Origin of the sequence: Shewanella acanthi (assembly GCF_019457475.1) — a bacterium.
Lineage (GTDB): Bacteria > Pseudomonadota > Gammaproteobacteria > Enterobacterales > Shewanellaceae > Shewanella > Shewanella acanthi.
Genome location: NZ_CP080413.1, coordinates 1,260,876 through 1,285,526, shown reverse-complemented (window position 1 = coordinate 1,285,526; position 24,651 = coordinate 1,260,876). Strand labels below are relative to the sequence as shown.

Genomic DNA, 24,651 nt, shown 5'->3' with positions numbered 1-24,651 from the left:
CTTAACTCTCTAGTAACTTTTTATAAATTGCATGTAAATCATCCACTCTACGTAACCAATCGAAGTTAGAAAATATCTCGCGATTGTACAAAGGCGCTGAACTTTTAAGATATTTTTCAATGGATAAGGTGAGATTATTAAACTCCTCCTCAGTTGGAATTGTATCGACGAAGACCACTCCAATCTCATTATCTTTAACAAGCTTAGAGATGTCGCCAATTTCTTCGTTAGTAATAATCATAAGTTCCGCCGCTATGTACTCTGCGAACTTAACAGGACAACACACTTTTGTAAGGAACGTTTTTTTAGTCAAGCAAAATCCAACATGGCAAGAAGATATTAAACTAGGCATTTCCTCAAACGGAATACGACTTACTGTAAACGAATCTTGAGGCAGCTTATATTCAGCCAGTAAAGATTTATGTCCTTCAAGATCATTAGCGGCAACAACTAAATGAATGCTATCACCGAAAACTTGATATAGTTGTGAAAATGTTTGATAAGTTTCATGAACAGCATGCCATGGTTGAAGCGAACCACTAAAAATAAATCTTAACTTCTTTTTACTACCCAAATTTTGTAAACAATTAAACTTATGAAAAAAAGTAGGATTAGATATGTTATACAAATTTTCCTGATTAAAGTTTTCTTTAATGTATTCCATAAAAGGTTCAGAAACTACGAATACATAATTAGATTTGTTAATAACAAATCTTTCCAATAACTTTAAAAGTTTAAACTTCCAAGAGCCAGATGAGAACCGACCATCAAAAACCAATTCCTCTGGTTGAACTCCTCGCATATCGAATATGATTTTTTTTCGAAAAATGATTGCAAAAAAGATCCCAACAAATGAAGGTGAATAGCTTCTACAATGAATTATATCGGCATCACTTGCTAACTTTGCCGAAAGAAAAAACAAAGAAAACATGTCAAAAATAAAATCAAAAAAATTATTTTTTTTAGAGAGCCGCTTTTTACACTCATGAACTTTTATATATTTAGAATTTTTATCTTCAAATGCACTCTTGTTTTTGCTATAAATAAAATCAGAGGAATCAGCAGACTTTAAAACTGAGACTATATCAAAATAAACATTATGCTTTTCAGATAAATAAGATACAGGTTCTAGGACTTGTGCTTGGAGTATGCCAGTCTTAAAAACATTTTCATAAGTTAGGTACAAAACTTTCATATTGAATCATTCCGCCCTAGATTGTTAATTATTCCATGATAAATCCCCTTAAGCATAACCCCGACTCTCTTTAATTTATTTGAATCATAAAGAACAACACCTACACTTCTTACCAAAAACTCACAAAACACACTGTAATAAAATTTTAAAAAATTATTATTGAAATGTTTTCTATATACAACTATCTTATTTCTAAAGTGATAGTAACCTCTAATAACAAACCGATCAAAACTATTTCTTTTACTCTTCCTTCCTAGAAAAGACTTTATTTCATCTTTACTTGATGCCCCACCAATCACATGAATAACATAAAGATTTGGAACACAAAACATTTCAATACCGAGTTTTTTTGCAGTCAAACACCAGTCAATTTCTTCACACCACATGAAATAAGATTCATCCATAATACCTAATGTGGTTAAAGTTCTCTTTCTCATTGACATAAAAGCACCATTAATATACCCATTAACTGCAAATATATCCTTACGGCCTAATTCAACCGGAAGCCCTTCATTAATGTTTTTTGTATTTATTCTAAAATCAATAAATTCTGATCCTCCTTGAGTTTGAATCAGCCTTGAATCTGAACTTATTAAAGTAGCCCCGTAAATACAATTATCTACGATATTATTTTTAAGATATGAAAAACCACTTTCAATATATGCATCACTATTAATCAATGTGATTATATCATCAGGATGAGCATCAATAGACTCTAACATTAAGTTTATAGCGATGTTATTACCATAGGAGAAACCACCATTTCTTAATGCGGTTAAAACAAGTACATTAAAATCACCTTGAAAAAAAATATCTTTATCAGTTGTTACTTTATCGAGACCATAACCGTTTAGAGATGAAATTAATTTCTCTTGGTTCCCTAAGAGTTCACTGTTGTCAACTATGATATAAAAACAATCATCTCCTATAGCATCAAAAGTTCTCTTACAACATTTAGCAGTTAAATCATTAGAACGATAATTTACAGTTATAAAATAGTTTTTCATCAGTATAAAAGCCTTTTTGTTTTCGCAGGAACTCCTGCCGCAAGTGTATTACTAGCAACATCCTTAGTAACGACACTACCAGCGGCTATTACACTATTATCCCCGATGACAACATTTTTAGTCACTGTCACATTAGCCCCAATCCAAACATTTTCCCCAATAATTACGTTACCTAAAACTTCTCTTTCAAGGGAGCCTGAACTAATATCAGATAGGTCATGATCAGAGGAAGCTAAAAAAAAGTTTGCCGCTATTTTGCATCCATTCTTAATTAACACTCCACCTTTTCCCTGAATTTGACTATTTGGTCCTATAAACACATTGTCTCCAATTTCAACATAACCCCCATGAGAAATTATTTCTACATTTCTAGATATTTCAACATTACTGCCTATTTTAATATACTGCTCGCCAAACGGCTTAGGCCATACTATAATTGAACAATTATCAGACACTTTTATATTCTTACCGATATATGAACCGTTTTGGAGATTTAACTTTAAACTTTTACCAATAAAATACGGATGGTTTAGCCTTGTAAAAAAAAAACCTTTGAAGATAGCTCTTACTCTACCTACGAATCGATATAGAATCATTTAATTTTCCCATTACCAACTGAACCAACACATAATATAAAACTGCAAAAAATGGATAGGTATAAATATATCCAAACGAAAAATAACTCAACAAAAATAAGAACAAAATAGACAAAGAAATCGAAATGATTAATGTTTTAATGAAAACTCTTATATCAAAAACCTCTAGGAACCTTATCCCATGCTTTATTTTTAAATATCGCGCTTGTAAAAACACCATGATATATTGAAATAATAAAGCTAGAATTACAATTATTAACACGTTATTATGGAAGAAATTATAAATAGCATATAATAGAAACAATTCTAATACTGTGAAAATAAGGTATAAACGAGACAACTCTCCACCACCACCTAGTGAAATAATTACAGGCGCTATTGTAATAGAAGCAAGTAAAAATTTAGATAAGTAAACACTATATATAATAGCAGCTTCAACATATTTATCTCCAAAGATAAACTGAATCGCATAACTAGGAGTAAAGATACAAAAAATTATGATAGGTAAAAGCAGTTGGGTATTTTTACTAGTCACTGCCTTCCATTCTTTTTTTAACAGATCAAAATCATCATTTTTTATCATAGATGGAACTTTAGCTATTAATACAGCAGCTAAAGATCCAGTTACTATCTCTATAAAAGGAAGTCTAAAATTACCGATACGATATAGTGCAAAAGTTTCACTTGAATACACCCATGACACAAATAATTGATCAAGATTTTCATACAGTGCGGAAATGGATATTACACTGATAGTCACAGCTAAACTTTTATATGCAGATAATTTTATAGAAAATATAGAAGGGAAAGTACCTCCTTTTACTCTAGAGTTTACTAAAAATGAAAAAACAAATATGGAAGCATAAAGAATTGTTAATAACCTAACAGTACTTTCGGTATTAAGATTATTTTGTAAATATAGACAATACATACAGAATAGTGATACTGGATATAAAACCAAATTTACTATTATAGAATAAGTTATTCTTTCAGAAATTATAAACGCCTGTTTAGAAAGAGGAAGTAATATTTGAAACAATAATAAAGGAAAGACAAGCAAAAGGAAATCACTTACTTCACTTTGCATTGCAACAAAAGAACTAATTAGAACAACTAAAAGGAACAAAGTTGAAATTATAAATGCATATAAAAATACAAACTTAAGTTTTATTAAGTCACTTTTTACATAGTTGTTAATAACGTAAGGCAGTGAAGAACCTATGCAGGTTGCCAATATGCCAACCTGAAAAATAATAGTTTGAAACTCACCAAACTCGCCGACGGTGAAATACCTTGCTGTACCAACACTCAAAAGCAAATAAAATATTTTATCAAATGCTAACACAATGGAATGGTAACGAGTAAGTTTAGTTAAGTTTACCATTTGATTCTCTTATTATTAACCTACACATTCCAGTAAGGATACCAAAATACAATACAAACGAAGCATTAATTTCAGAAATCATACTAAAAGAAACAAAAAATATTATTGATGAAATAATTGCAATTTGAAGTTTACTATTCAAGTTCGTTCTTAAGCAATTACGGACTATAGAAAAACTATAAACCAAATATGCTAGTATGAGAACAACCCCCCCGTTCACTGACCAAGTTAAAAGCCCACTCTTAGGTGAAAATAAACTACTCATATCTCCATCACTCTGCATATACAATAATTCTTCATTAAGAATGAAATTATTAATAGAGATTACATTTAATAATTCTTCCTTGAAGAATGGGTAATATGTAACACCATATCCAAAAGGATTGTTGACAAACAAATTTACCCCTGTTTGAGCAAATAAAAGACGGCTTAATGACGATCCAGAGACATCTACAAAAGTAAAATGAAAGGCATAGGTAAAGTATTCTGATTGCAGTATATAATGAGAGGCTATTAATCCAACTGGAATAAAGGTTAATAGAATTGATACTTTATTGACAAGCTTACCCTTTGCGATTAAAACCACCAACATTGTTGAAAACAAAATTGAGAGTGGTAGGATAAAAATAATAGACTTTGACTTTATGTTAAATAAAACAAACAATACCAAAGCAGTCAATATATAAACGGTGACACTAGAAACCTTTCTATTATATGAGAATATAATATAAGTTACAAATAAAATAAATCCAGGTCTTAAAGTGGCTACGGAAGGTTCTAACTCTGTTACCGATATCCTTCCGCTGTCTAAAATCACTGGACTTGCATTTAAATAAGCAACTAGATCAGAAGCACCAAAAACAACGGCAACACCAAGAATCAAATAAAAAACATGAGTGTAAATTAATAACTCAAATTGATTCTTACGATATAAAAACTCAGCCATTGTATAACCAGATAAAAACAGTATATAAAACCCTAAGCAATACATTATTTGTTTAAATATTACTGAGCCACTCCAATAAAAATCATCTAAATATATTAATGGAGTTACAATTGAAACGAAAATAACATATAAAATAAGTAATGCTGATTTTTTAACATCTTTAATATAATTCAGCTTTGTCACATATAATAGTAATAAACAAACAGCCAGAACTAATGTAAACCTCCCGGGTATAGGGAGGTTGGGTAGCTGTATTAGTAATAGAGTTGCTATTATATAAAGTTTCCTAATCAAATTTTTTTAGCCCCATATTCCTTTAGTATCGATCAAAAATCCATTTTTTGGTCTTATCGATTTAAACTCCTGATGGTCAACTAACAATACATGAACATTTGCTTTATTAAATGCAAATTCAGTAGAAACAAGCTCAATATTATTATTTGATATTGGTATTTTTTTGATATTTGGCTCTACCGCTATTACCGAACCTACATGCATCCCTGAAATCTGTTTGGTGATACGAAGTGCGGGACTTTCACGTAAATCATCTATATCAGGTTTAAAAGCAAGTCCATAACAAGCAATAGTTACATCTTTTGCTGTTTTATTTGGGTTAGCTTGTAAAAAGTCTACGATGGCCAACTTGACTTTGTTAATCACCCATTCAGGCTTCGCATCATTAACTTTACGTGCTGTATGAATTAATTGAGCCTCATCCGGTGTCTTAGACACTATGAACCAAGGATCGACGGCAATACAATGACCGCCAACGCCTGGGCCTGGCTGCAAAATGTTGATACGTGGATGGCGATTGGCTAAGGCAATCAATTCCCAAACGTCAATATCTAATTTATCACAAATTACTGATAACTCATTTGCAAATGCAATCTGCACATCACGACAGCTATTTTCAGTTAGCTTAGCCATTTCGGCTGTACGCGCATTAGTGATTAAACACTCGCCTTGAACAAACGTTTTATATAGCTCTACTGAACGTTCAGAACAACGAGAAGACATCCCACCAATCACACGATCATTGTCGACAAGCTCTCGGACCACATGACCAGGTAAAACACGCTCAGGACAATGCGCCACGTTTACATCTGCCTCATTACCTGCTGTTTGTGGGAAAGATAAATCTGGTCGAGCATCAGCCAACCACTCAGCAACTTGCTCTGTAGCACCAACGGGGGAAGTTGATTCTAAAATGACTAAATCCCCATTTTTCAATACTGGTGCGATTCCATTACAAGCTGATTGGATATAACTGAGGTCGGGCTCAGGAATCTCGCCTTCTTCACATGGGAGAAATGGTGTAGGCACTGCAATAAGGAATGCATCCGCTGGTTCAGCAGTCGTTACGGCCTTTAAATAGCCTTCAGTTACTGCTGAATGCACAATCATATCCAAATCAGGTTCTACGATATGAATTTTACCCTGATTGATTGTATCTACTGCATGCTGGTTAACATCAACACCAATAACCTTCTTTTTGCGAGAAGCAAACATTGCTGCAGTAGGTAAACCGATATAACCAAGTCCAATGACTGAAATCGTTTCGAATGACATTTTTTTTCCTAAATTTTTATTTAACTAATTCTTCTAAAATTCTTTGGCAGGCTTTACCGTCACCATAGGGGTTATGCGCATAACTCATCATTTGGTATGCATCTGCATCACTCAGGAGATCATCTAGGTTAGTCACTATTTGGTTCACATCAGTACCAACCAACTTAACTGTCCCCGCCTCTACGGCTTCTGGGCGCTCTGTCGTATCCCGCATAACTAAAACAGGCTTACCTAAAGAAGGCGCTTCTTCCTGAATTCCGCCAGAATCCGTAAGAATGATATGCGCCTTGTCCATTAGGTAAATGAAAGGAAGATATTGCTGAGGTTCGATCAACAAAATATTGTCGATATCACCCAATATACGATTTACTGGTTCTCTTACATTGGGGTTCAAATGCATTGGATATAGGATTTGTACGTCAGGATGCATTTTAGCTACAGTTGCCAACGCTTCACAAATACGCTCAAATCCACCACCAAAACTTTCCCTACGATGACCTGTAACCAAGATCAGCTTCTTGTTTTCATCTAAGAAAGGAAACTGTTCGGCTATCGTATTGTTAAGGTCTGTGTCTGAGTCAATTCTATCTTTCACCATCAATAACGCATCGATAACAGTATTACCTGTTACTATGATATTGCTTGGTTCAAAGTTTTCTTTGAGAAGATTCTGCTTAGAGGTTTCTGTCGGTGCGAAATGATACTTAGTCAGCACTCCCGTCAAGCGGCGGTTTGCTTCTTCTGGCCAAGGAGAGTAAATATTGCCAGTACGAAGGCCTGCCTCTACATGCCCTACTGCAATTTGTTCATAGTAAGCGGCAAGACTCGCTGCAAAAGTGGTTGCTGTATCACCATGTACAAGCACAAAATCTGGCTTAAATTCTTGAAGGACTGGTTTTAACTTTTGAATAATACCGGCGGTGACATCATTAAGTGTCTGCCCCGCTTTCATCAAATCAAGGTCGTAATCAGGTGTTATTTCAAATAATTCGAGTACTTGATCGAGCATTTCCCTGTGTTGTGCTGTTACGCAACACTTTGCTTCAAAACGGTCGTCGGATGCTAACGCATGAACTAAAGGGGCCATTTTAATTGCTTCTGGACGGGTACCAAAAACAGTAAGCACTTTCTTTTTTGTCATTAAATCAGACCTTTTTAATTGTGAATTTTAACCGCTGCTCCAACTACAAAAGTCTCAACTGTTTAACATACTCTGAGACCATTCTTGTCCATTTTGAGACAGGCTTAACTAGTTAACTATCTATAATTACTAGATTTTACATATTGTGTATTACCTTCCCCAATAGGCTCTACTTTTTAAACATCTGATTAGTTAATCCTTACGAACAAAATGCCTTACTAATACAAACATGATTCCTAGCATGCCACCTAACATTGTCCCTAATGCACAAATTAAAGCGCGTTTAGGCTTTGCCTTTTCTTCTGGCACAAATGCAGGATCAATAGTTTTAAAAACATACTCATCTCTAACTTCAGCGAACATGATTGTTTTTGCTTGCTCTTCAATTAGCTTATAAAGAATGGCTTTAATATCTGCGACATTAGTTAAAGCTATCTGCTTATTTAAAAAATCACTACTGCGGTTTGCTTCTGCAACATCTCGCTCCTTCATGACTTTATTAATATCTTCGACTAACCAAGTTGTCCATTGCTGTGCAATAACTGGCGATAAATGCTCGACAGTAATAGTTACCATCCCAGTATCTTTAGCAGAATTAACAGCAATGATTTTGGAAAATTCTTTATAGGCTTCTTGCATTGAAGGTTGAGGCTTTAATGGTGCTTTAACTTCACGTACCCAAGTATTATTTGGCTCATTATATAACTCTGGGTCATAGATAATTTTATTATTTTCCCTGTCCCATTTCTCTGCCGCCATTAGTTCGGCAAGAATATTATGCTTTTGAATAAAATCACTGGTAAATTGGCGAGACTTTAACACCTCGATAGCTAATTGGGTTTTATCAGTGCCACCTTTAGACCCCAAATTAACTCCTGCTAAACTTGCAAGGCCACCGAATTGGGATGCAAGCGCACTTAAGCCTCCAGCTTGCTCCTCTGATGCAGGTGCAAGCAGAACTTCAGACTTATAGATATTAGGTTGCATTACCGCAAATATGACTGAACCTATGGCAAATAGGGCAGTTATTAAAATAATTAACCACTTTCCTTGCCATAAAACGGAAAATAACTCTCGTAGATCGATTTCATTATCATGCACTTGGGAAAATCTGGCGTCAGACTCGTATGTGTTTGGATTGTTTGTAATTTGTGTATTCATTTTTTAGGTTCTAGGCCCTAGGTGCTAGGTCCTAGGAAAGCTTAAAGATGTTTAAAGAAGGTTCTAGGTTCTAGGTTCTAGGTTCTATTTTATATTCTGCTAACTCTTCTCGGACACTACCTTTTCTTATCTTGATCAAAGAAGCAATCATTGCTGCAATTTCTTTAGTCTCTTTGATAAGAGTCATTCCATGTTGTTTGTCTATTACGCCAATTTCTATCGCGATATATATCTGAGTTATCAGTTCCCCAGATGACCCCTTAGCAAAATAAAGAAATCTTGCTGATTCGGCATCTGACTCACGTTCCTCCCCCTCTGCGATATTCGAAGGAATCGAAACGGCTGCTCGGGTCATTTGGTCTTTGAGTCCATAATCGCGGCAATTTTTAAGTTCCTTATAAACATCACAGGAAAGCCGACAGGCTCGTTTCCAAACGTCCAATTGTTCGAATCGCATAAAAGTCCTTTAAAAAGCAAAAATAGGTTCTATGTTCAAAAGTCTAGGGTCTAGCACCTTCTTCTTACAGACCTGCAATCGCTGAAATGGCAACTGCGGTATTGTAGATAATGCCTGTCACTTGCGACCAAAGGGTAAAGTTATCCTTGTACTCGGTATCGAGTGGAACAATCACAGTATCGCCAGGTTGCAACTGGCCGCCATCGTTAAACCAGCTAGAACGGGATGGCATAGAAACGGAACCATTCGCTTGGATGATATAGGTACGGTCGTCATCAGCGCGTTTTCGTGAACCACCCGACATGGCTAGGTACTGGTCGATGGTTAGGCCTTCTTTATACCTGTGAGTCGCAGGATGCTGAACCTCACCCATTACGGCAATGGTTTGTTTAGTTGATGGGACATAGAGAATATCGTCATCTTCGAGTTGCAAGTCAGCTTGCTTAATACCAAGGGAGATAGCAGGTAAATCCACCACCAGACGTCCTACGGCCTTAATGTTTTCAAGATCGGCCAGCATCAACTGTGCATCAGCATAATTAACCGTAGTACCATCCTTCGACACACCGCGACTTGCGATGTCACGGCGAAGTTGGTCTGCCAGTTTTTTAATTTCGATTTGTTCCTGTTGGCGAACAGACTCACGAACAAATACCGCCGATGGCAAATAAGCGTAATCGGTAAATCCACCAACACGGGTAATCAGTTCACTTAAGGTTTCACCCCGGCGAATATTGTAGCGGCCAGGGAACTTTACCTCACCGCGAATTTCAACCACTTTACTTTCTTGCCAGTCAGGCGTGGTCATCACAGTTAAAATATCTCGCTCAACTAGCAGCGCATTAGCAGTACTGTCTCCTTGCAATGCTAAATCCAAATCCACGTTACGGTGCGAAATATTGGTACCCACATTGTCTGTGACTGTTGAAGTTAATTCGGCTCTAACGGTATAGGCGCCTTCCTTTAATCCTCCGGCAGCGGTGATCAAATCATTTACTCGAGCACCGACTGTTAATGGGTATGCACCAGGTAACTTGACCTGACCGTCAATGGCGACAATTTTAGTCCCTTTACCCGCACGGCCTTGATTATTCAGTCTGACCATAACCGGATATAACAGCTCTTGACGGCGCATCTGATCACTTAACTTCAGTAGCTCGTTGTCTTCAAAAAGGTTTGCCAACATCTTATTGACCACACCTTTAACAACGGAATCCTGCTCATTTTGCACCGAATCATTGACTACCACACCCGCGATTTGCGAGCGCTTGCTCAGTTTCACATCTTCAAGTTGGGCAAAACCCGTTTTGAAGAGATCCGCACCCAGTAGATTGTCGCTATTTAAAGATGTCACCTTTTGAACCCGCTGTTTAACCAGCTTGTTAAGTTCATAACGGCTCTGTTCGTCATCGGAAAAATTGAAGATGATAATTTTATCGCGCGGATTGAGGACGAGGTTATTCGCAGAGTCTTTAGAGCCAATGGCCTTACCCGGTGAGAATTGGCGAACTTCAATATCACCGTACTGATTTAATTCTCGAACGACTAAACCATATTCCAAGTCAGCGGAAATCCGCAGATCGCTCCAAATTGAGGGCAATACGTCGCTAATGGTTTGTCCAGTAAACCATTGATATTTACCTGGGCGAACAACGGCACCGACGAGTGTTACGGCGGTTTCATATTGCTCAGAGGCACTTTTCACTCTGATCACATCCCCAGCCTTCGCTAAGGTCGATTTCCCCTGTTCAGTGGTTAAGTCAACATTCACAATCGCCTTAAGCGCTTTGCTGTTGTAACGTTCAACTGAACTACTCTTTGGATATGCACCTGGATTAAGCCCCGCAGCCATGGCAATCACATCTGCCATGGTTTCGCCATTTCTTAGCTCATAAATCGCGGGACGTCTTACTTCACCAGACACAGTGACAAGACCACCAACCGAAGGGATAAAGACCACATCACCCGAATGCAAACGTAAATCGCCAGAGGCATCGCCCTTGAGTAATAAGTCATAAAGGTCAAGTGTGCCTACAAGTTTGCCATTGCGTTTCAGCTGCACATTACGTAGCGAGCCAATTTCATTAACACCGCCAGCGACAAACAAAGCTTGCGTGATGGTTGAAAGGCTAGAAACAGTATAAGAACCAGGTTTGTAGGCATCACCCGCGACAAAAATACGAATCGAGCGAAGTTCGCCCATAGTGATATTTGATTCGATACCGATCATCTGCTGTGCAATACGCTGCGATAACGTTTCTCTTAATTCAGAAAAACTTAGCCCCATAACAGGGATTGGGCCAAGTTCAGGGAATTGAATCACACCATCACGATTAATTACTAAATCGTATTCTTTGTTTTCTTTGCCATAGAGCTGAACTTTAATGTTATCGCCAGGCCCTACTAGGTACTCCCCAGGGACTGGCACATCCGATACCGGCGCAAATGTACTCGGCTCACCCGCGAACATTTCATACCCAAAACGTCGTAAAGTGAGATTGTCGATATCAGTTGAAAAATCCAGCGCAGCTTTTTCTTGTCGCTGAGCTTGGGAGAAAGCAGTGTCGACATCCCTAGCATTTACGACTTGTGGATTGTCTACCTGCGTTTGAGTTTGCTGCCCAGAAATCATTGCCGGATCAATGCCGTATTGCCTTGCAATACGCTGCTGCTCTGACTTGGGAAGTTGTTTGAACTGTTCAATCATCTGCGGAGATGGAGTTACGGCTGTAGCCGGAGCACCTATTAACAATGTGGAATAGAGACCCACGAGGATGAATTTTTTGAATTGTTGTAACACCTGATATCTCCGCTGGTAACGATGACAGTACAAAATCAATGAAATAGTTAAAATGTTAGATAAGTGCATTAATGCTATTTATGAGCATTTAGCGGCCACAAATTGGCACATTCAAAATATCTTTGGCCTTACGAAAAACGTCAACTAAGCAAAACTTAAAGTTGACTAGGTTTGATTTGGATATGTGGGGAAGTGATGAAAGCCTGCATTTTAGACACGCTACCGCCCATAGATTGCGGCCTCTAAATTGCCCTTCGCCTCGCGAATATCCTTATTTTTCAGCAATATTTACAATATCTTATCGAAAGATTACCGCGCAATATCAGTTAAAAACTGAACTTAAGGTTGCAAGCGAATTCATCGTATCTATTATCTTGTGCAACAGGTCTTGTGTTACAAGTCTTTTGATACATGTCTTTCACTTTCGATAAAGCCTAATCGGCAAACAACATACTGCTATATGAGACTTTATAACCTGCAATGACCAATCTGCTGACAGTAATCGAAATTGTCAATCAGAATGAGTAACTTGTTCAGGTTAGGTAAATAATGACTTAATTACGGTGTCGTTGTGTAAACTCGTACGATATTAAGCCACAGCCCTAACCACTGAGGCTTCTGGGACATCCATTTTTTTAACTTGTCCCATAATATTAAATAAAATACTGCAACGCTTGTTTGGGCATTTCTCTTGAAAAATACCTTCTAAATCAACAAACGGTCCATCGATAAAACGGATTTTTTCCCCCGTTTTGAGCGCTTCGTTTTCTGCTAAAACTGACTCAGGGAGGGCTAGTTCTTTCATGCGAATGGCGTGGATAATACTGTCGTCAATTGGCGTCATTTGTTCGCGACAATTCACTAGGCTACTAACACCACGGGTAGAGTTGACCTGTTTAACGCTGGTTAAACTTGGGTCGAATTTGATAAACAAATAATTTGGAAATAAGGGTACACGGCAGATCCGTTTCTGCCCTCGTTGAGATTTTTGTTCTGAAACCATAGGTAGATAGGTCTCTAAGTTTTGAAGAGCTAAATTCTGTTGTGCCCTAGCCTCGCTTCGAGGTTTGCAATACAAAAGGTACCACGCCTTCATCTACTTCTCACTGCCCTATGTTAAGTGACGTCCATTCACGAATTGGCATCATAGCAAAGTAAAACTACAAGATGAAAGCAGTTTTTTCCCACAATTCCTCTTCTGCTCGGTAACTGAACAGACCGTAAAGGTAGTATTAAATTAGTGGTTTCCACTGAACGAAGACCTTTTAGCAATTAACCTATCACCATACTGTTTATCTCACCAATTCATTCGCTAAAATTGACTTTAATGGCTTTTCAAGGGTATATAAGGTTGGATTTTGGCGAAAAGATCCCATTTAACGCTTAAAATATAACTTTTATTATAAAATATTAACTTTTGCCTTATGTTAAAACAATAAATATCAATACGTTATATCAAATCGTGATTTCAGCGATTAACAGAATTGATTTAGTGACAATATAAGCGCAAAAAACTATTTTCTGTGGTGACATCATCCTGTAATCAGGGGCGCCACAGGGCAATCACGACTTAAGGTGGAAACTTCATGAGCGTAGCAAAACCACAGGGAACCATGCTTGGTCATCCCAAAGGTCTGTTCCTGCTGTTTACAACAGAACTCTGGGAACGTTTTAGTTATTATGCGATGCGAGCCATTTTGGTTCTGTATCTTGTAGATAGAGTGCAAAGCGAAGGTGGCCATGGCTTAGGCTGGTCTCAAGCAGATGCAATCTCACTTTATGGCACATTTACGGGTTTAGTTTACCTGACACCATTATTAGGTGGCTGGTTAGCAGATACTTATTTAGGCCAGCGTCGCGCCATTATGATTGGTGGTACGTTAATGGCCGCAGGTCAATTCATTCTTGGTACTCCACACGCTTGGGTTCCTGGAATGGAAACAGAGATGTTCTACTTAGGCTTAGGCACATTAATCTTAGGTAACGGTCTGTTTAAACCGAACATTTCGACAATGGTAGGTGACCTTTACCAAGAAGGCGATCATCGCCGTGATGGTGCTTTCACTATTTTCTACATGGGTATTAACGTTGGTGCGTTCTTATCGGGCATCATTGTTGGATCTGTCGTTGCCGCATTCGATGGTAACTTCCAAGCAGGCTTTATTTGTGCCGGTATCGGTATGATACTCTCACTTATTATCCAACTCGTCTTTGCGCAAAAATTACTCGGTGATATCGGTCGTACACCAGCAGCCAAACTTGAACGTGAAAAAGCGGCTCAAAAAGGTGAAGTACGTAAAGAACCACTAACCAAAGTTGAGCGTGACCGTATTAAAGTCATCATGGTAATGGGTTTATTCACTATCATCTTCTGGGCGGGTTTCGAACAAGCCGGCGGTCTGATGAACCTGTTCACCAACGATTTTACTGATCGTATGATTGGCACTTGGGAAGTACCAACCACTTGGTTCCAATCCCTTAACGCCATGTTTATCGTTATCTTCGCGCCAGTTGTAGCCTCAATTTGGGTGCGTTTAGGCAAGAATGAACCCAACTCACCAGTTAAATTTGCCCTTGGTCTAGTCCTACTTGCCGTTGGCTTCCTGTTCATGATCGGCGCAGTGGTTGAAATGGGTGGCGATGCTAGCGCTAAATCAAGTATGTGGTGGTTAGTAGGTGCATACTTCTTCCACACTATGGGCGAACTGTGCTTATCTCCAATCGGTCTGTCGATGGTGACAAAACTGGCTCCATTACGTATTGCTTCATTAATGATGGGTTCATGGTTCCTATTCGTTGCAGCGGCAAACAAAATCGGTGGTGTGGTTGGTTCGTTCATCGGTCACGGTGGTGAGAAAGAAGAGCAACTTGCCAATGCGATGGCCATTTTCTCTGGTATTGCCATCACTGCTGCCATTTCTGGTGTGATCCTGTTCTTCATGGCAGACAAGCTAGTTGACTGGATGCACGGCGCTGAAAGCAAGCATGATTCAGAAGCTGAAGCCTTAGAAGATGAAATTGCTGTTACTGGCGAGCATGAAGCGATTAAGCGTTAATCTTCATTAAATTTTGATAATAAAACGCCCCGTTACATATGCAACGGGGCGTTTTTGTTTCTAGCTGCAGCAAAGAATTAGTTAGCTGGATATCAACAACGAAAGCACTATGAGAGGCTTAGCTGCATAAATCCACCTGCGGCAATGCTAGCGTCATAGACCAGTCCTTTAAAGTTGTCTTCAAGCAAATATTGTCTATGCTCAGGCACACTTGTGGCGATACATAATTTCTCGTTGGGTAATAATGTGCGAAATTGAGTACTCGGCGTCCCCCATCCTACTATCCCCATTTGTAAACTTTCTGCCAATGCCAGTGGACTTAATCCTTGTTCATTACGTAAATAACATCGAAGACCTTGGCCTGACTGAGCTATCGCCGCACGGTACTTTGTTAGTTCAACAGCGACATAAATAATATCTACTCTAATATCGAGGCCCGATTTACTCAAACGCTCATTCAAATAACAAAGCATATTGAATGGTTCAATAATGGTATTGCTTTGACCACTTCGAAAACTCTTAAGCTTTTGATTCACAAAGCTACGTAATAGAACACAGGCAAACGCCGCACGATTATCCTCTGGATAAAGGTGCGCCATATACATAATAAGGTGATCGCTGCCAATCATAGTCGAGTCGATAAAATAGCTACTAATATCGTTATTTTTGAACAGACTATAATCGACCTTGGCAGTTGGATAACTAATATTGGATGCAGGAAAAAGTTGCTGTTGTACTTGCTTAGCGGCTTCAACACTTTGCTCTAGTAAGATGAGATTATCGCTCAGTTCTTGGTGAGATAATGCATCAAAGTCTGCTTGGCTAACGTCCTGATCATGGTTACGTTGTAACCCCTGCTTAATGGCCTGCTCGATGATATAAAGATCTGGGACAGGTTTAACTAAGTAATCACAAGCTCCAACTCGAAGCGCCTCAACGACATCGGCCATCACATTATTGCCAGAGATTACTATTGAAGGGACCAGTGGCTCTAATTTGCTCATTTCTTTGAGCATATCCAAGCCACCGAGTTTTGGCATACTTAAATCAGCAAGAATGATATCGAAACGGTGTTGTTTAAAGATGTTAAGGCCTTGCTCTCCATCGCTGGCTTGAACAACTTCGGCACCTCTACCACTTAAAAATGTGGCAACAATTTGCCTAAATACAGGGTCATCTTCAACCCAAAGAATTGAAACATCATTTAACGCCATAAAGATTCCCGAATAAATTCATTGCAACTGCAACTCATCCATCACTTCGGAAGAAACAATCAATAGGGCAAGGGCTTGGCTGCAAAGTAACGACTCACAGCCAATTACCACGCAAAGGCTTACTCAAGTTCCTGCATATACTGATCGAGTAACTCATCATCTTCTTGTTTTTGAGGAACATTGCCATCATAGACCTTGTAGTCCATATGCTGAATGTACGCATCTTTCACAAAAGTGTATGGGTCGAGTGCATTATCAACAAGCCTTTCCTGGTCAATCGCCGATGCACGGCTGTGTAGGCTTTTTAAACCCCATTTAACAATGGATTGCCAAATAGTTAGCTCAGATAGGGGGAAGTATAGACCATCTACCCAATCTGTTGCGAGTTCACGAACAACATATGGACCTGCAAATGGTGCCATGAAATAAGGCCCATTTGGTACACCATAGTAACCTAATACCTCATTAAATGCGTCCTGCTTACGGGGCATTCCCATCATATCGGCGACATCAATCACACCTAAAATCCCGATAGTAGTATTTACAGTGAAACGTCCACCCGCGTTAGCAGCCCATCCCCATTTACCTTGTAAAACATTGTTTACTAAGCTACTTGGTTCTTCTAAATTTTGTATGAAATTGTTTATACCAGTTTTAGCCGGCATGGGTAAGTAATCGTTGTAACCATGGGCAACGGGGCGATAGATATATTTATCTAAGTATAAATAATTGAAATCCCACATCGCTCGGTTAAAACCTTCGAAGGGATCTCTAGGATCATCATAGCTGATTATGACCGCTGGTTGCTCTGCTGTCGCCGTAGCATTAGCCTCCTCAGCAGCATGAGCCTGTGGCAGTAACACCAATCCTAAAACAGACCCTATCCATTTCAACTTCATAATACTCTCTTAATATAAATATACTGCTTTGCAATCGAGTTTTGCTAAAGTGACCGGCGGTGAGTGCCGATATAATGATCATTCATCTCATGACATACTCAAGTATGACAGAGAAGTTGTCAGTTATTTGACAAAGCGCATTAGCATACTCGGCAAAATATTTTGGTCAATTGTTAATTTGTACCTAAGGTGCCGTAAATTCAATCAATAAGGGGCTGGTATGGAGTCGATTACTCCCACTAACGGTGCTGATATCCAATTAATATCGCTAGGTAATCGAATCGAAAAAACAGCTATTTCTTCACGTTTCCTACCAGCAGACATACTCATCTCAACACAAGGCGATAGTATCGTTGTGGATAATATCGAGTATGACTTAAAACTCGTTAATCCTCAGCAAAGACAAAACCTCATTAGCGCTAGCCGATTTCTACTCAATCAAATTTCGGCTTTATCCCCGTCATCAGCGCCACTCACAAACCAGCCAGCACAACTCATAGCCTTAGGTTCTGCACTGACACTCGCATTACCTAAAGCCATTGCAGAACTCGCGCAGCAGAATGGTATTTCACAGGATAGATTGGCCTTATTTGCAGCCAGAACACAGGGTTATCCCTTGCCCGACGTTGTAGTATCAAACAAAGAGTTCCAATTCTCTAACGGCACCACGGTTGCACAGGATCCAGGAACTCGACTCAGTGAGGGGACATACCAAGCCAAGGTTTCGCTCGCACAAGGACGACCAATTTTAGTACTGACCCCTATTCTGAGCAAACTCGAAATCCAGATTGGCGCTCCAATAAATGAAACTGAAACTCCCATTATTAGCAAAGAAGCTGCAAATATCATTGTAAGTAAAGTTGAACCCGCCCATATACTGGGAACATTTTTGCGCCGTTTAGAAACAATCACTTTACCGCCTGTAGCCAAAGAATCTGTCGAATCTAAGCCCGCCGAACTTTCGACGCTTAAAGCCGCAGAGACCGCCTCAATCAAACCCTCTGATATAGCCACTCCAAAATCTTTAGCAATAGCGGCTGTAAAAGAGTCTGAGGTTTCAAACATTAAGCTTCCTGAAATAAAAGTGGGTAAGTCACCAGAACTTGCTACAGCTACTCCAACCAATCCCCAAGTTAAAATAGCCACGACTCCCATCAACGTCTTTGTTGATGAAAGCGAGCCACCTATTGCCAGTGAGTCAAAACGTGTCATCCCAGAACTCAATCTCCCTGCAACAGCAAAACCTCAAACTCCAGTTAGCAATACTACTGCGAACTTATCGACAAACAAAGCAATCGCCCAAGGCCTGCAGGTAAACCGTGAGTTAAAAACACCAGAAACTCAATCTATAAGTGCAGATTCGAATGAGATGAAGAAGGGGAATCCGGCAGGATTAGAAATCAAGGCCGTAAATTCGCTTTCCCAAGATAGCCCTAAAACAGAGCAGAAGGTAGAAATAGCGAAACCACTCGCCCAAGCAGAGCTTAACAAACAGCCACTTAACGATGGCATAAAGCCGAAATCGAATAGTTTTGAACCTATAGTAAATACCTCAGAGCCAAAAGCATTGGATTCGAAGGAGACCAAACTCAACGTAACCGAGGTGCTGCGAAAGGCTTTTTCTAAGGCAGGCGCAATGCCACTTGAACAACTCATCACAAAAACGGGGATGAATTTAGCCTCCGAATTGCTTAAACATTTGCCGCAACTTCATCCTACGCCGCTAGGCCAATTAAGTGAGCTTACAGAGCTCAAAGACAATTTACTTGGGCTTGCATCGTTGAACCTTGCATCCCCACAAATTAATTCGACCTCCCCCTATTTAAACGCCAATGCCATTACGTCCTTGTTTCAATTATTGCTGGGATTTAGAGCAAACAACGATACAACCCAAATTAGCAAAAAACTGGCCAATTATTTAGACCAACTACAAGCTAAAACAGGCTTTACCGATAATCACCTTGCGCAATTAACTAAGGCAGGCGCTTTGGAAAGTATGAGTCAATTGGCATCGAGTCTTCATTTATACCAACAAGCCAGTAATGAGAATAACGGTAACTTGGTCTGGTTTTTTGCCCTACCCTACGGCATCAATCAACGTCAGGAGCAGTTAGAGGGTAAATTTGAGCAGCAAGCCGATGAGGATGAACAACAAAAATCACCGAATTGGCACCTGCAATTAAAATTTAATCTGGCTCAAGGTCCACTGCTAATTACGGCGCGCTACCACCAGCAAACCTTAGATCTGCAATTTAAGGGCAACAGTGAGCAGCTCCTTCATCGTGTCGACATGTTCCTGCCCCCCCTTGGGCAGAAGCTCAGTCAATTGGGATTCATGCCGGGTGAGCTTTCAACACAAATAGCCCAAGTTCCGGCAACCCTATTACCAGGCGATCACTTTTTAGTGAAAACCAAGGCTTAACATATCCCTTAGGAAGTAGTGATGGAAAATAATCAAGAGCCTAAAACCAAGAAAGCCGTAGCCCTAAGCTATGATGGCCAACATGCGCCTAAGATTGTCGCCTCAGGGGAAGGATTGGTTGCCGAAGAAATTATCGCGTTGGCGAAAGAGGCTGGGGTTTTTATTCACCAAGATCCCCATTTAAGTGATTTTCTGCGCCTACTGGAAGTCGGAGAAGAAATCCCCAAAGAATTGTATCTGTTAATCGCTGAGTTAATTGCCTTTGTCTATATGCTCGACGGTAAATTTCCTGAGCAATGGAACAATATGCATAACAGAATTGTTGAGAACGTCTAGCGTAGCGATTCAAATTCGGTGGATATCATAGTGATAAAAAATGCCGACGAGCGGCATTTGTCAACGATTGAGACCTTGATAAGGCATAATCAAACATGCGTTATTTTCGGTGCAGACGGATCAACAATTCAGCCTCAGCCTTGGGCAATTCGCATTCTTTAATTAACTCATCAACACCCGCCCCGAGTGCGACCATTTTCATCGCACGGGTGTAGAGTTTGGCCTGCGGATCTTGTTGTGTGGTCTCTTCAATGCGCTCAGATTGCTGGTTTATGCGCTTTTCCATTTCAATCACTCGGCGACCGACACCAATTGTCCCACTACGAAGCTCCTGCAGTTCACGCTTAAAGGATTCCCGTTGGCGGTCCCCCTCTTTCACGAGTACGGTTAAGGCTTCGACTTTATTACGTAATTTACTCAACTGCTTTTGTAAATACAGCACCAATCCTAAGCAAGCAATAACATAAACTAAGGCTGCGACTAAAAATTCATCGCCCATCAAATATCCTTATGCGTCCAAATGAACAACGGCTCTCAGTTGGAACAAGCCAAGCTAGACGTGTTCCTTTATTTCACTAGTGCCTGTTAGAGTTGGTTAAGTTCAGCCCATTCGTCATCCGATAACAGTTTATCGAGGTCAACGAGGATCAATAACTCATTTTCACGATTACTCACACCTTGAATAAACTTGGCGCTTTCTTCTGTACCCACATTCGGAGCGTTATCGATTTCAGAGCGGCGTAGATACACCACTTCAGCAACGCTATCGACTAAAATACCGATCACTTGCTTCTCAGCTTCGATGATGACAATACGGGTGGCATCGTCGACTTCAGCAGATTGCAGACCAAAACGAGAACGGGTATCGATGACGGTCACAACATTACCGCGTAAGTTGATAATGCCTAATACATAGTAAGGCGCACCAGGTACAGGGGCGATTTCAGTGTAACGCAACACTTCTTGAACCTGCATTACATTGATACCGTAGGTTTCGTTATCTAACTTAAAGGTCACCCACTGTAAAACTGCGTCATCCTTGCTTGCAGCAACGGCTGCAACATTTCTTGAATCTTTCATGCTTACCTCAACCAATGGAATCCTGACAGCCTAAACCAGCATCAAGCATTTGTACTAAGGCTTGTACGTGCAAAATGCCACACATTTGTTCTTTAACAATACCGGCTAGCCAAGGGCGTCGACCCGCTTTGCTGCGCCAGTTTACTTGCGATTGATCAATTTTGACAGAATTGACCAAGGACTCGCAGGCTAATCCCCAGTTACTGCCTTCTAACATTACAAGATATTGATAATTTACCGATTGTGCCAGTTCATCTGTGTATTTTTCTGGCATAACCCAAGCACAGGTATCGACAATATTCAGTTGTTCATCCCTGTGGGTTTGGACCCCGAGGAACCAATCGGGTCGGCCGATAATATGGTTGATGCGTTCAACCTTCACAATACCGCCCAAACTTACGAGCGGCACGGCGAGCGTCAGACCTGCAACCTTAAAGAATAAGACTTGGAATTCATCATCAAGCAGTTCCTGAAGCCCTTGAGTCACACTTGGTAACTTAATCTCGACTTGGGGCTGTGGTGCTAAATACTCATTGGCCGTGGAGTCATGACTGACATTACTTAGCACTTCTTGCTCTAACTCTTGCTCGTGTGCATCAACGATAAACTTCGCCTCAGCGGAGATGTTCTCAGCAGGCTCCGCTGTTTGCCTAATCTCGGATTGAGACGTCTCCGGTGGTAACTCGGTTTCTTGTTTAGATACGGGTGCGAGCAGCTTCTCTAGCGCTTGTTTTTTCAACACATCCTCAGCTGCGGTCACTGTCGATTTGGCTAAGGAGGCGTTCGCCGCATGCGCTTCTTCATGCAGTAATAATTCAAAGTAATCAAAAACAGTTTCATCAACCGATTTTGACATGGTCAAACTCCCCCGCGAGTAAATAATCTAACAGCCTTTCATAGGCTTTAAGCCCACGGCAACCATTTGCAAAATGTGAAACGGGTAAATGCGCTAAACTCGCATCCCTAAATTTAGTATCGACAGGGATAACATCACGCCATAGATTCTCAGCATACTGCTTAACTAACACCTGCAGGGCCGCTGGTGATGCTTTTGTGCGCTTATCATACATAGTCGGCACTATACTGTAACTGTAACGCGTCTTCTTTGAGCGCCCCATGATTTCGAGGGTTTTAACCATACGTTCTAAGCCCTTAATGGCTAAAAATTCCGTTTGAACGGGAATAACAATATGCTGACTGGCCGCAAGGGCATTGACCATCAAGACACCTAACACCGGAGGGCAATCGACTATCGCCACATCGTAATCATCAGTGACCAAATTGAGCAGATTACGCAGCACTAACCCCATGCCCTCTTGGTGGCCTAAAGATCTATCTAAGGTTGCCAAGGCCATTGTCGCGGGTAATAAATCCAGTCCATCGACCAGTGTCGGCGCTATATGGGATTGAACCTGCGATTTGGTCAGCTCACGGTGGGCAAGAAACAGATCATAGAGGGAACCAGGAACTTCTTCTGAATCAATCCCAAGGTAATAACCTAAGGATGCATGGGGATCGGTATCGAGGACCAATACACGTTTGCCAGCTTTAACGAGTGCTCCCGCTAAACTGGCAACGGTAGTTGTTTTCCCTACACCGCCCTTTTGATTCGCAACAGTCCAAACCTTCAAAAGGCGCCTCCCTAAATATCTGTGTTGTTTACCATTATGCACATCAATCTAAAGCGAAATCCAGCGAGTTAATCCGCTTCTCGCGTAGTAATACGGATGCCGCCATTGGGTAGACTGATCACTTTTACCCCATCGGCAGATTCCGAAATGGTAATAGGCTGTTCGGCAGTTTGTCCAAGAGTGTCTGTTACATGAGAATTAGCGCTTACATCAGCAGACGTTTTAGGAGCAAGTGGTGACAATGTTTGCTCCGCATTAGGCGTTTGCTCTATGGATGTAGGATTTTCTGGCTTGGTATTGTTCTCGAGCAAAGGAGGCACTGCGTTACTAGGCTCGCTCTCGGGTCCAAGGGTAATTTGTTTCTGCTCCCCAGGCGTTGCCAGTTTTAGCAATGCTTTGGTTTGATCGGGATGCGATGCTAACCAATCTGCGATGGGTTTAGCCTGTTCATCGGGCACCATTAAAAGCACTTGCGATGACTCTAATCGCTTAACATCCTCCCGCAACAAACTGATTTTATGCGAATAATCTAAACTTAGCGCGGCCAGCGAAATAATAGCAATCGCCATTAACACAAATACGAGCATCACATTGGTGCTCAAATGCGTTTTTGTTTTAGCCACGGGCAGACTCTTTGAGGATTGATTCCGCCATATTATCTAAAGAAATAGAGGCGGAGGAAATACCTGCACTGGTCACGGCCTGCGGCATGCCATAAACCACACAACTGGCCTCATCCTGCGCCCAAATAGTGGCACCAACCGCTTTTAACATTCTGGCTCCTTCTCGCCCATCGGCGCCCATACCGGTTAACACAACTGCCAGCACATCACCGCCATAGGCCTTAGAGGCTGAGGCAAAGGTAATATCAACACTTGGTTTGTAATTGAGCTCTACACTGCCTGCGAGGATTTTAAGCCGAGCGGTTGTGCCCGTGCGCTCCAGCATCATCTGCATGCCACCAGGGGCTAAATAGGCACAACCTGGTCGTAGCACATCACCGTTTGCCGCTTCTTTGACTTCAATTTTACACAATCCGTTTAAACGGCTGGCAAAGGCGGGGGTGAATGCAGCGGGCATATGCTGAATAAGCAGAATTGGATGGGGGTAATTTGCCGGGAACTGAGTCAAAATCTTTTGCAGTGCAACAGGCCCCCCTGTCGATGTCCCAATCAATAACAGCTTGTAGTGCTTTCCACTTGGGCGGATTGTTGAGGGGATAGCGCGCGAAGGTGTCGATGCAGCAGGTGTTTCACCCCTCGCCGTTGCCCCTGACTGTACGCTGTTTGCAATCCTTGGCGCTATCGCTAAAGATGGGCGAACAAGCGGACGGAAAATTCGGCGGCGGCCAAGCGCTTTAACCCTTTGCTGTAGGAGCTGAATCGCCTCATCCCTGTTTGTTGCTATATCTTCAAATCGCTTAGGTAAAAAGTCCAAAGCGCCTGCATCGAGGGCATCTAAGGTGGCCTTAGCACCATCATGGGTAAGCGATGAAAACATTAAAATCGGCGTTGGCGTTTTTGCCATAATTTCGCGAACGGCAGTAATACCGTCCATGACAGGCATTTCGATATCCATGGTAATGACCTGTGGATTTAACTCCGCCGCCATTTTAACCGCTTCGGCCCCATTCGAGGCCGTTGCGATGACTTCCAACTCGGGATCTTGATTGACTATTTCACTGACGCGTCGTCTGAAAAAACTTGAGTCATCAACGACTAATACTCTAATGGCCATTCCATTCCTTCGCTTGGAAA

General features: G+C 40.6%; 22 protein-coding genes. 3 read left to right on the top strand and 19 right to left on the bottom strand.

All coding sequences use genetic code 11. From position 1 onward, the window contains the following. Position 1: 1 nt before the first annotated feature. From K0H61_RS05800 to rfaH, 11 genes are all read right to left on the bottom strand, one after another. Positions 2 to 1,195 (bottom strand): glycosyltransferase, encoded by a 1,194-nt coding sequence (locus tag K0H61_RS05800; RefSeq protein ID WP_220051783.1) that lies wholly within the window; start codon positions 1,193 to 1,195, stop codon positions 2 to 4. Continuing rightward, complete coding sequence (locus tag K0H61_RS05795) at positions 1,192 to 2,202, bottom strand: glycosyltransferase family 2 protein (RefSeq protein ID WP_220051782.1); 1,011 nt, start codon at positions 2,200 to 2,202, stop codon at positions 1,192 to 1,194. Before K0H61_RS05795 ends, K0H61_RS05800 begins: the two co-directional genes overlap by 4 nt. Beyond that, positions 2,202 to 2,798 carry an acyltransferase gene (locus K0H61_RS17800; RefSeq protein ID WP_258406016.1) on the bottom strand — a complete coding sequence of 199 codons (597 nt, stop codon included), beginning with the start codon at positions 2,796 to 2,798 and terminating at the stop codon, positions 2,202 to 2,204. The genes K0H61_RS05795 and K0H61_RS17800 overlap by 1 nt, the downstream gene beginning before the upstream one ends. Continuing rightward, positions 2,773 to 4,182 (bottom strand): oligosaccharide flippase family protein, encoded by a 1,410-nt coding sequence (locus K0H61_RS05785; RefSeq protein ID WP_220051781.1) that lies wholly within the window; start codon positions 4,180 to 4,182, stop codon positions 2,773 to 2,775. The genes K0H61_RS17800 and K0H61_RS05785 overlap by 26 nt, the downstream gene beginning before the upstream one ends. Beyond that, positions 4,166 to 5,128, bottom strand: coding sequence for a hypothetical protein (locus K0H61_RS05780; RefSeq protein WP_220051780.1), 963 nt, complete (start codon positions 5,126 to 5,128; stop codon positions 4,166 to 4,168). Before K0H61_RS05780 ends, K0H61_RS05785 begins: the two co-directional genes overlap by 17 nt. 300 nt (positions 5,129 to 5,428) lie before the next feature. After that, positions 5,429 to 6,697, bottom strand: coding sequence for a UDP-N-acetyl-D-mannosamine dehydrogenase (wecC, locus tag K0H61_RS05775; protein ID WP_220051779.1), 1,269 nt, complete (start codon positions 6,695 to 6,697; stop codon positions 5,429 to 5,431). A gap of 16 nt (positions 6,698 to 6,713) precedes the next feature. Then, positions 6,714 to 7,838 carry a non-hydrolyzing UDP-N-acetylglucosamine 2-epimerase gene (gene wecB / locus K0H61_RS05770; RefSeq protein WP_220051778.1) on the bottom strand — a complete coding sequence of 375 codons (1,125 nt, stop codon included), beginning with the start codon at positions 7,836 to 7,838 and terminating at the stop codon, positions 6,714 to 6,716. Between the two features lie 192 nt (positions 7,839 to 8,030). Then, positions 8,031 to 8,999 carry a Wzz/FepE/Etk N-terminal domain-containing protein gene (locus K0H61_RS05765; RefSeq protein WP_220051777.1) on the bottom strand — a complete coding sequence of 323 codons (969 nt, stop codon included), beginning with the start codon at positions 8,997 to 8,999 and terminating at the stop codon, positions 8,031 to 8,033. A gap of 70 nt (positions 9,000 to 9,069) precedes the next feature. Beyond that, positions 9,070 to 9,456: a four helix bundle protein gene (locus K0H61_RS05760; protein ID WP_220051776.1), complete on the bottom strand. Its 387-nt coding sequence runs from the start codon at positions 9,454 to 9,456 to the stop codon at positions 9,070 to 9,072. A gap of 64 nt (positions 9,457 to 9,520) precedes the next feature. After that, entirely contained in the window at positions 9,521 to 12,256 is a 2,736-nt protein-coding gene (locus tag K0H61_RS05755; protein ID WP_220051775.1) for an SLBB domain-containing protein, read from the bottom strand. Between the two features lie 589 nt (positions 12,257 to 12,845). Further along, on the bottom strand, positions 12,846 to 13,352 hold the full coding sequence (gene rfaH, locus K0H61_RS05750; RefSeq protein ID WP_220051774.1) for a transcription/translation regulatory transformer protein RfaH: 507 nt from the start codon (positions 13,350 to 13,352) through the stop codon (positions 12,846 to 12,848). 490 nt (positions 13,353 to 13,842) lie between these two features. Between rfaH and K0H61_RS05745 the strand changes: the two genes are divergently transcribed. Next, positions 13,843 to 15,312 (top strand): peptide MFS transporter, encoded by a 1,470-nt coding sequence (locus K0H61_RS05745; RefSeq protein WP_220051773.1) that lies wholly within the window; start codon positions 13,843 to 13,845, stop codon positions 15,310 to 15,312. A 107-nt stretch (positions 15,313 to 15,419) separates the two neighbouring features. Here the strand turns inward: K0H61_RS05745 and K0H61_RS05740 are convergent, their stop codons facing one another. After that, positions 15,420 to 16,526 (bottom strand): response regulator, encoded by a 1,107-nt coding sequence (locus K0H61_RS05740; protein WP_220051772.1) that lies wholly within the window; start codon positions 16,524 to 16,526, stop codon positions 15,420 to 15,422. 119 nt (positions 16,527 to 16,645) lie between these two features. Beyond that, entirely contained in the window at positions 16,646 to 17,425 is a 780-nt protein-coding gene (locus tag K0H61_RS05735; RefSeq protein ID WP_220051771.1) for an MlaA family lipoprotein, read from the bottom strand. Positions 17,426 to 17,645: 220 nt separating this feature from the next. Between K0H61_RS05735 and K0H61_RS05730 the strand changes: the two genes are divergently transcribed. Together K0H61_RS05730 and K0H61_RS05725 are read left to right on the top strand one after the other, a co-directional pair. Beyond that, positions 17,646 to 19,847, top strand: coding sequence for a flagellar hook-length control protein FliK (locus K0H61_RS05730; RefSeq protein WP_220051770.1), 2,202 nt, complete (start codon positions 17,646 to 17,648; stop codon positions 19,845 to 19,847). Between the two features lie 21 nt (positions 19,848 to 19,868). After that, positions 19,869 to 20,183 (top strand): EscU/YscU/HrcU family type III secretion system export apparatus switch protein, encoded by a 315-nt coding sequence (locus tag K0H61_RS05725; RefSeq protein WP_220051769.1) that lies wholly within the window; start codon positions 19,869 to 19,871, stop codon positions 20,181 to 20,183. A gap of 100 nt (positions 20,184 to 20,283) precedes the next feature. Here K0H61_RS05725 and K0H61_RS05720 read toward each other — a convergent pair whose 3' ends face one another. The 6 genes from K0H61_RS05720 to K0H61_RS05695 all read right to left on the bottom strand — a co-directional run bounded on the left by K0H61_RS05720 (position 20,284) and on the right by K0H61_RS05695 (position 24,631). Beyond that, entirely contained in the window at positions 20,284 to 20,682 is a 399-nt protein-coding gene (locus tag K0H61_RS05720; protein ID WP_220051768.1) for a DUF2802 domain-containing protein, read from the bottom strand. An 86-nt stretch (positions 20,683 to 20,768) separates the two neighbouring features. Next, a complete protein-coding gene (locus K0H61_RS05715) occupies positions 20,769 to 21,263 on the bottom strand; it encodes a chemotaxis protein CheW (protein ID WP_220051767.1) in 495 nt (164 codons plus the stop codon). Positions 21,264 to 21,270: 7 nt separating this feature from the next. After that, positions 21,271 to 22,119, bottom strand: coding sequence for a chemotaxis protein CheW (locus tag K0H61_RS05710; RefSeq protein WP_220051766.1), 849 nt, complete (start codon positions 22,117 to 22,119; stop codon positions 21,271 to 21,273). Continuing rightward, a complete protein-coding gene (locus tag K0H61_RS05705; RefSeq protein WP_220051765.1) occupies positions 22,103 to 22,894 on the bottom strand; it encodes a ParA family protein in 792 nt (263 codons plus the stop codon). Before K0H61_RS05705 ends, K0H61_RS05710 begins: the two co-directional genes overlap by 17 nt. Before the next feature lie 68 nt (positions 22,895 to 22,962). Further along, positions 22,963 to 23,496: a membrane anchored protein in chemotaxis locus gene (locus K0H61_RS05700; protein WP_220052518.1), complete on the bottom strand. Its 534-nt coding sequence runs from the start codon at positions 23,494 to 23,496 to the stop codon at positions 22,963 to 22,965. Between the two features lie 13 nt (positions 23,497 to 23,509). Then, positions 23,510 to 24,631 carry a protein-glutamate methylesterase/protein-glutamine glutaminase gene (locus tag K0H61_RS05695; protein ID WP_220051764.1) on the bottom strand — a complete coding sequence of 374 codons (1,122 nt, stop codon included), beginning with the start codon at positions 24,629 to 24,631 and terminating at the stop codon, positions 23,510 to 23,512. Positions 24,632 to 24,651: the final 20 nt, after the last annotated feature.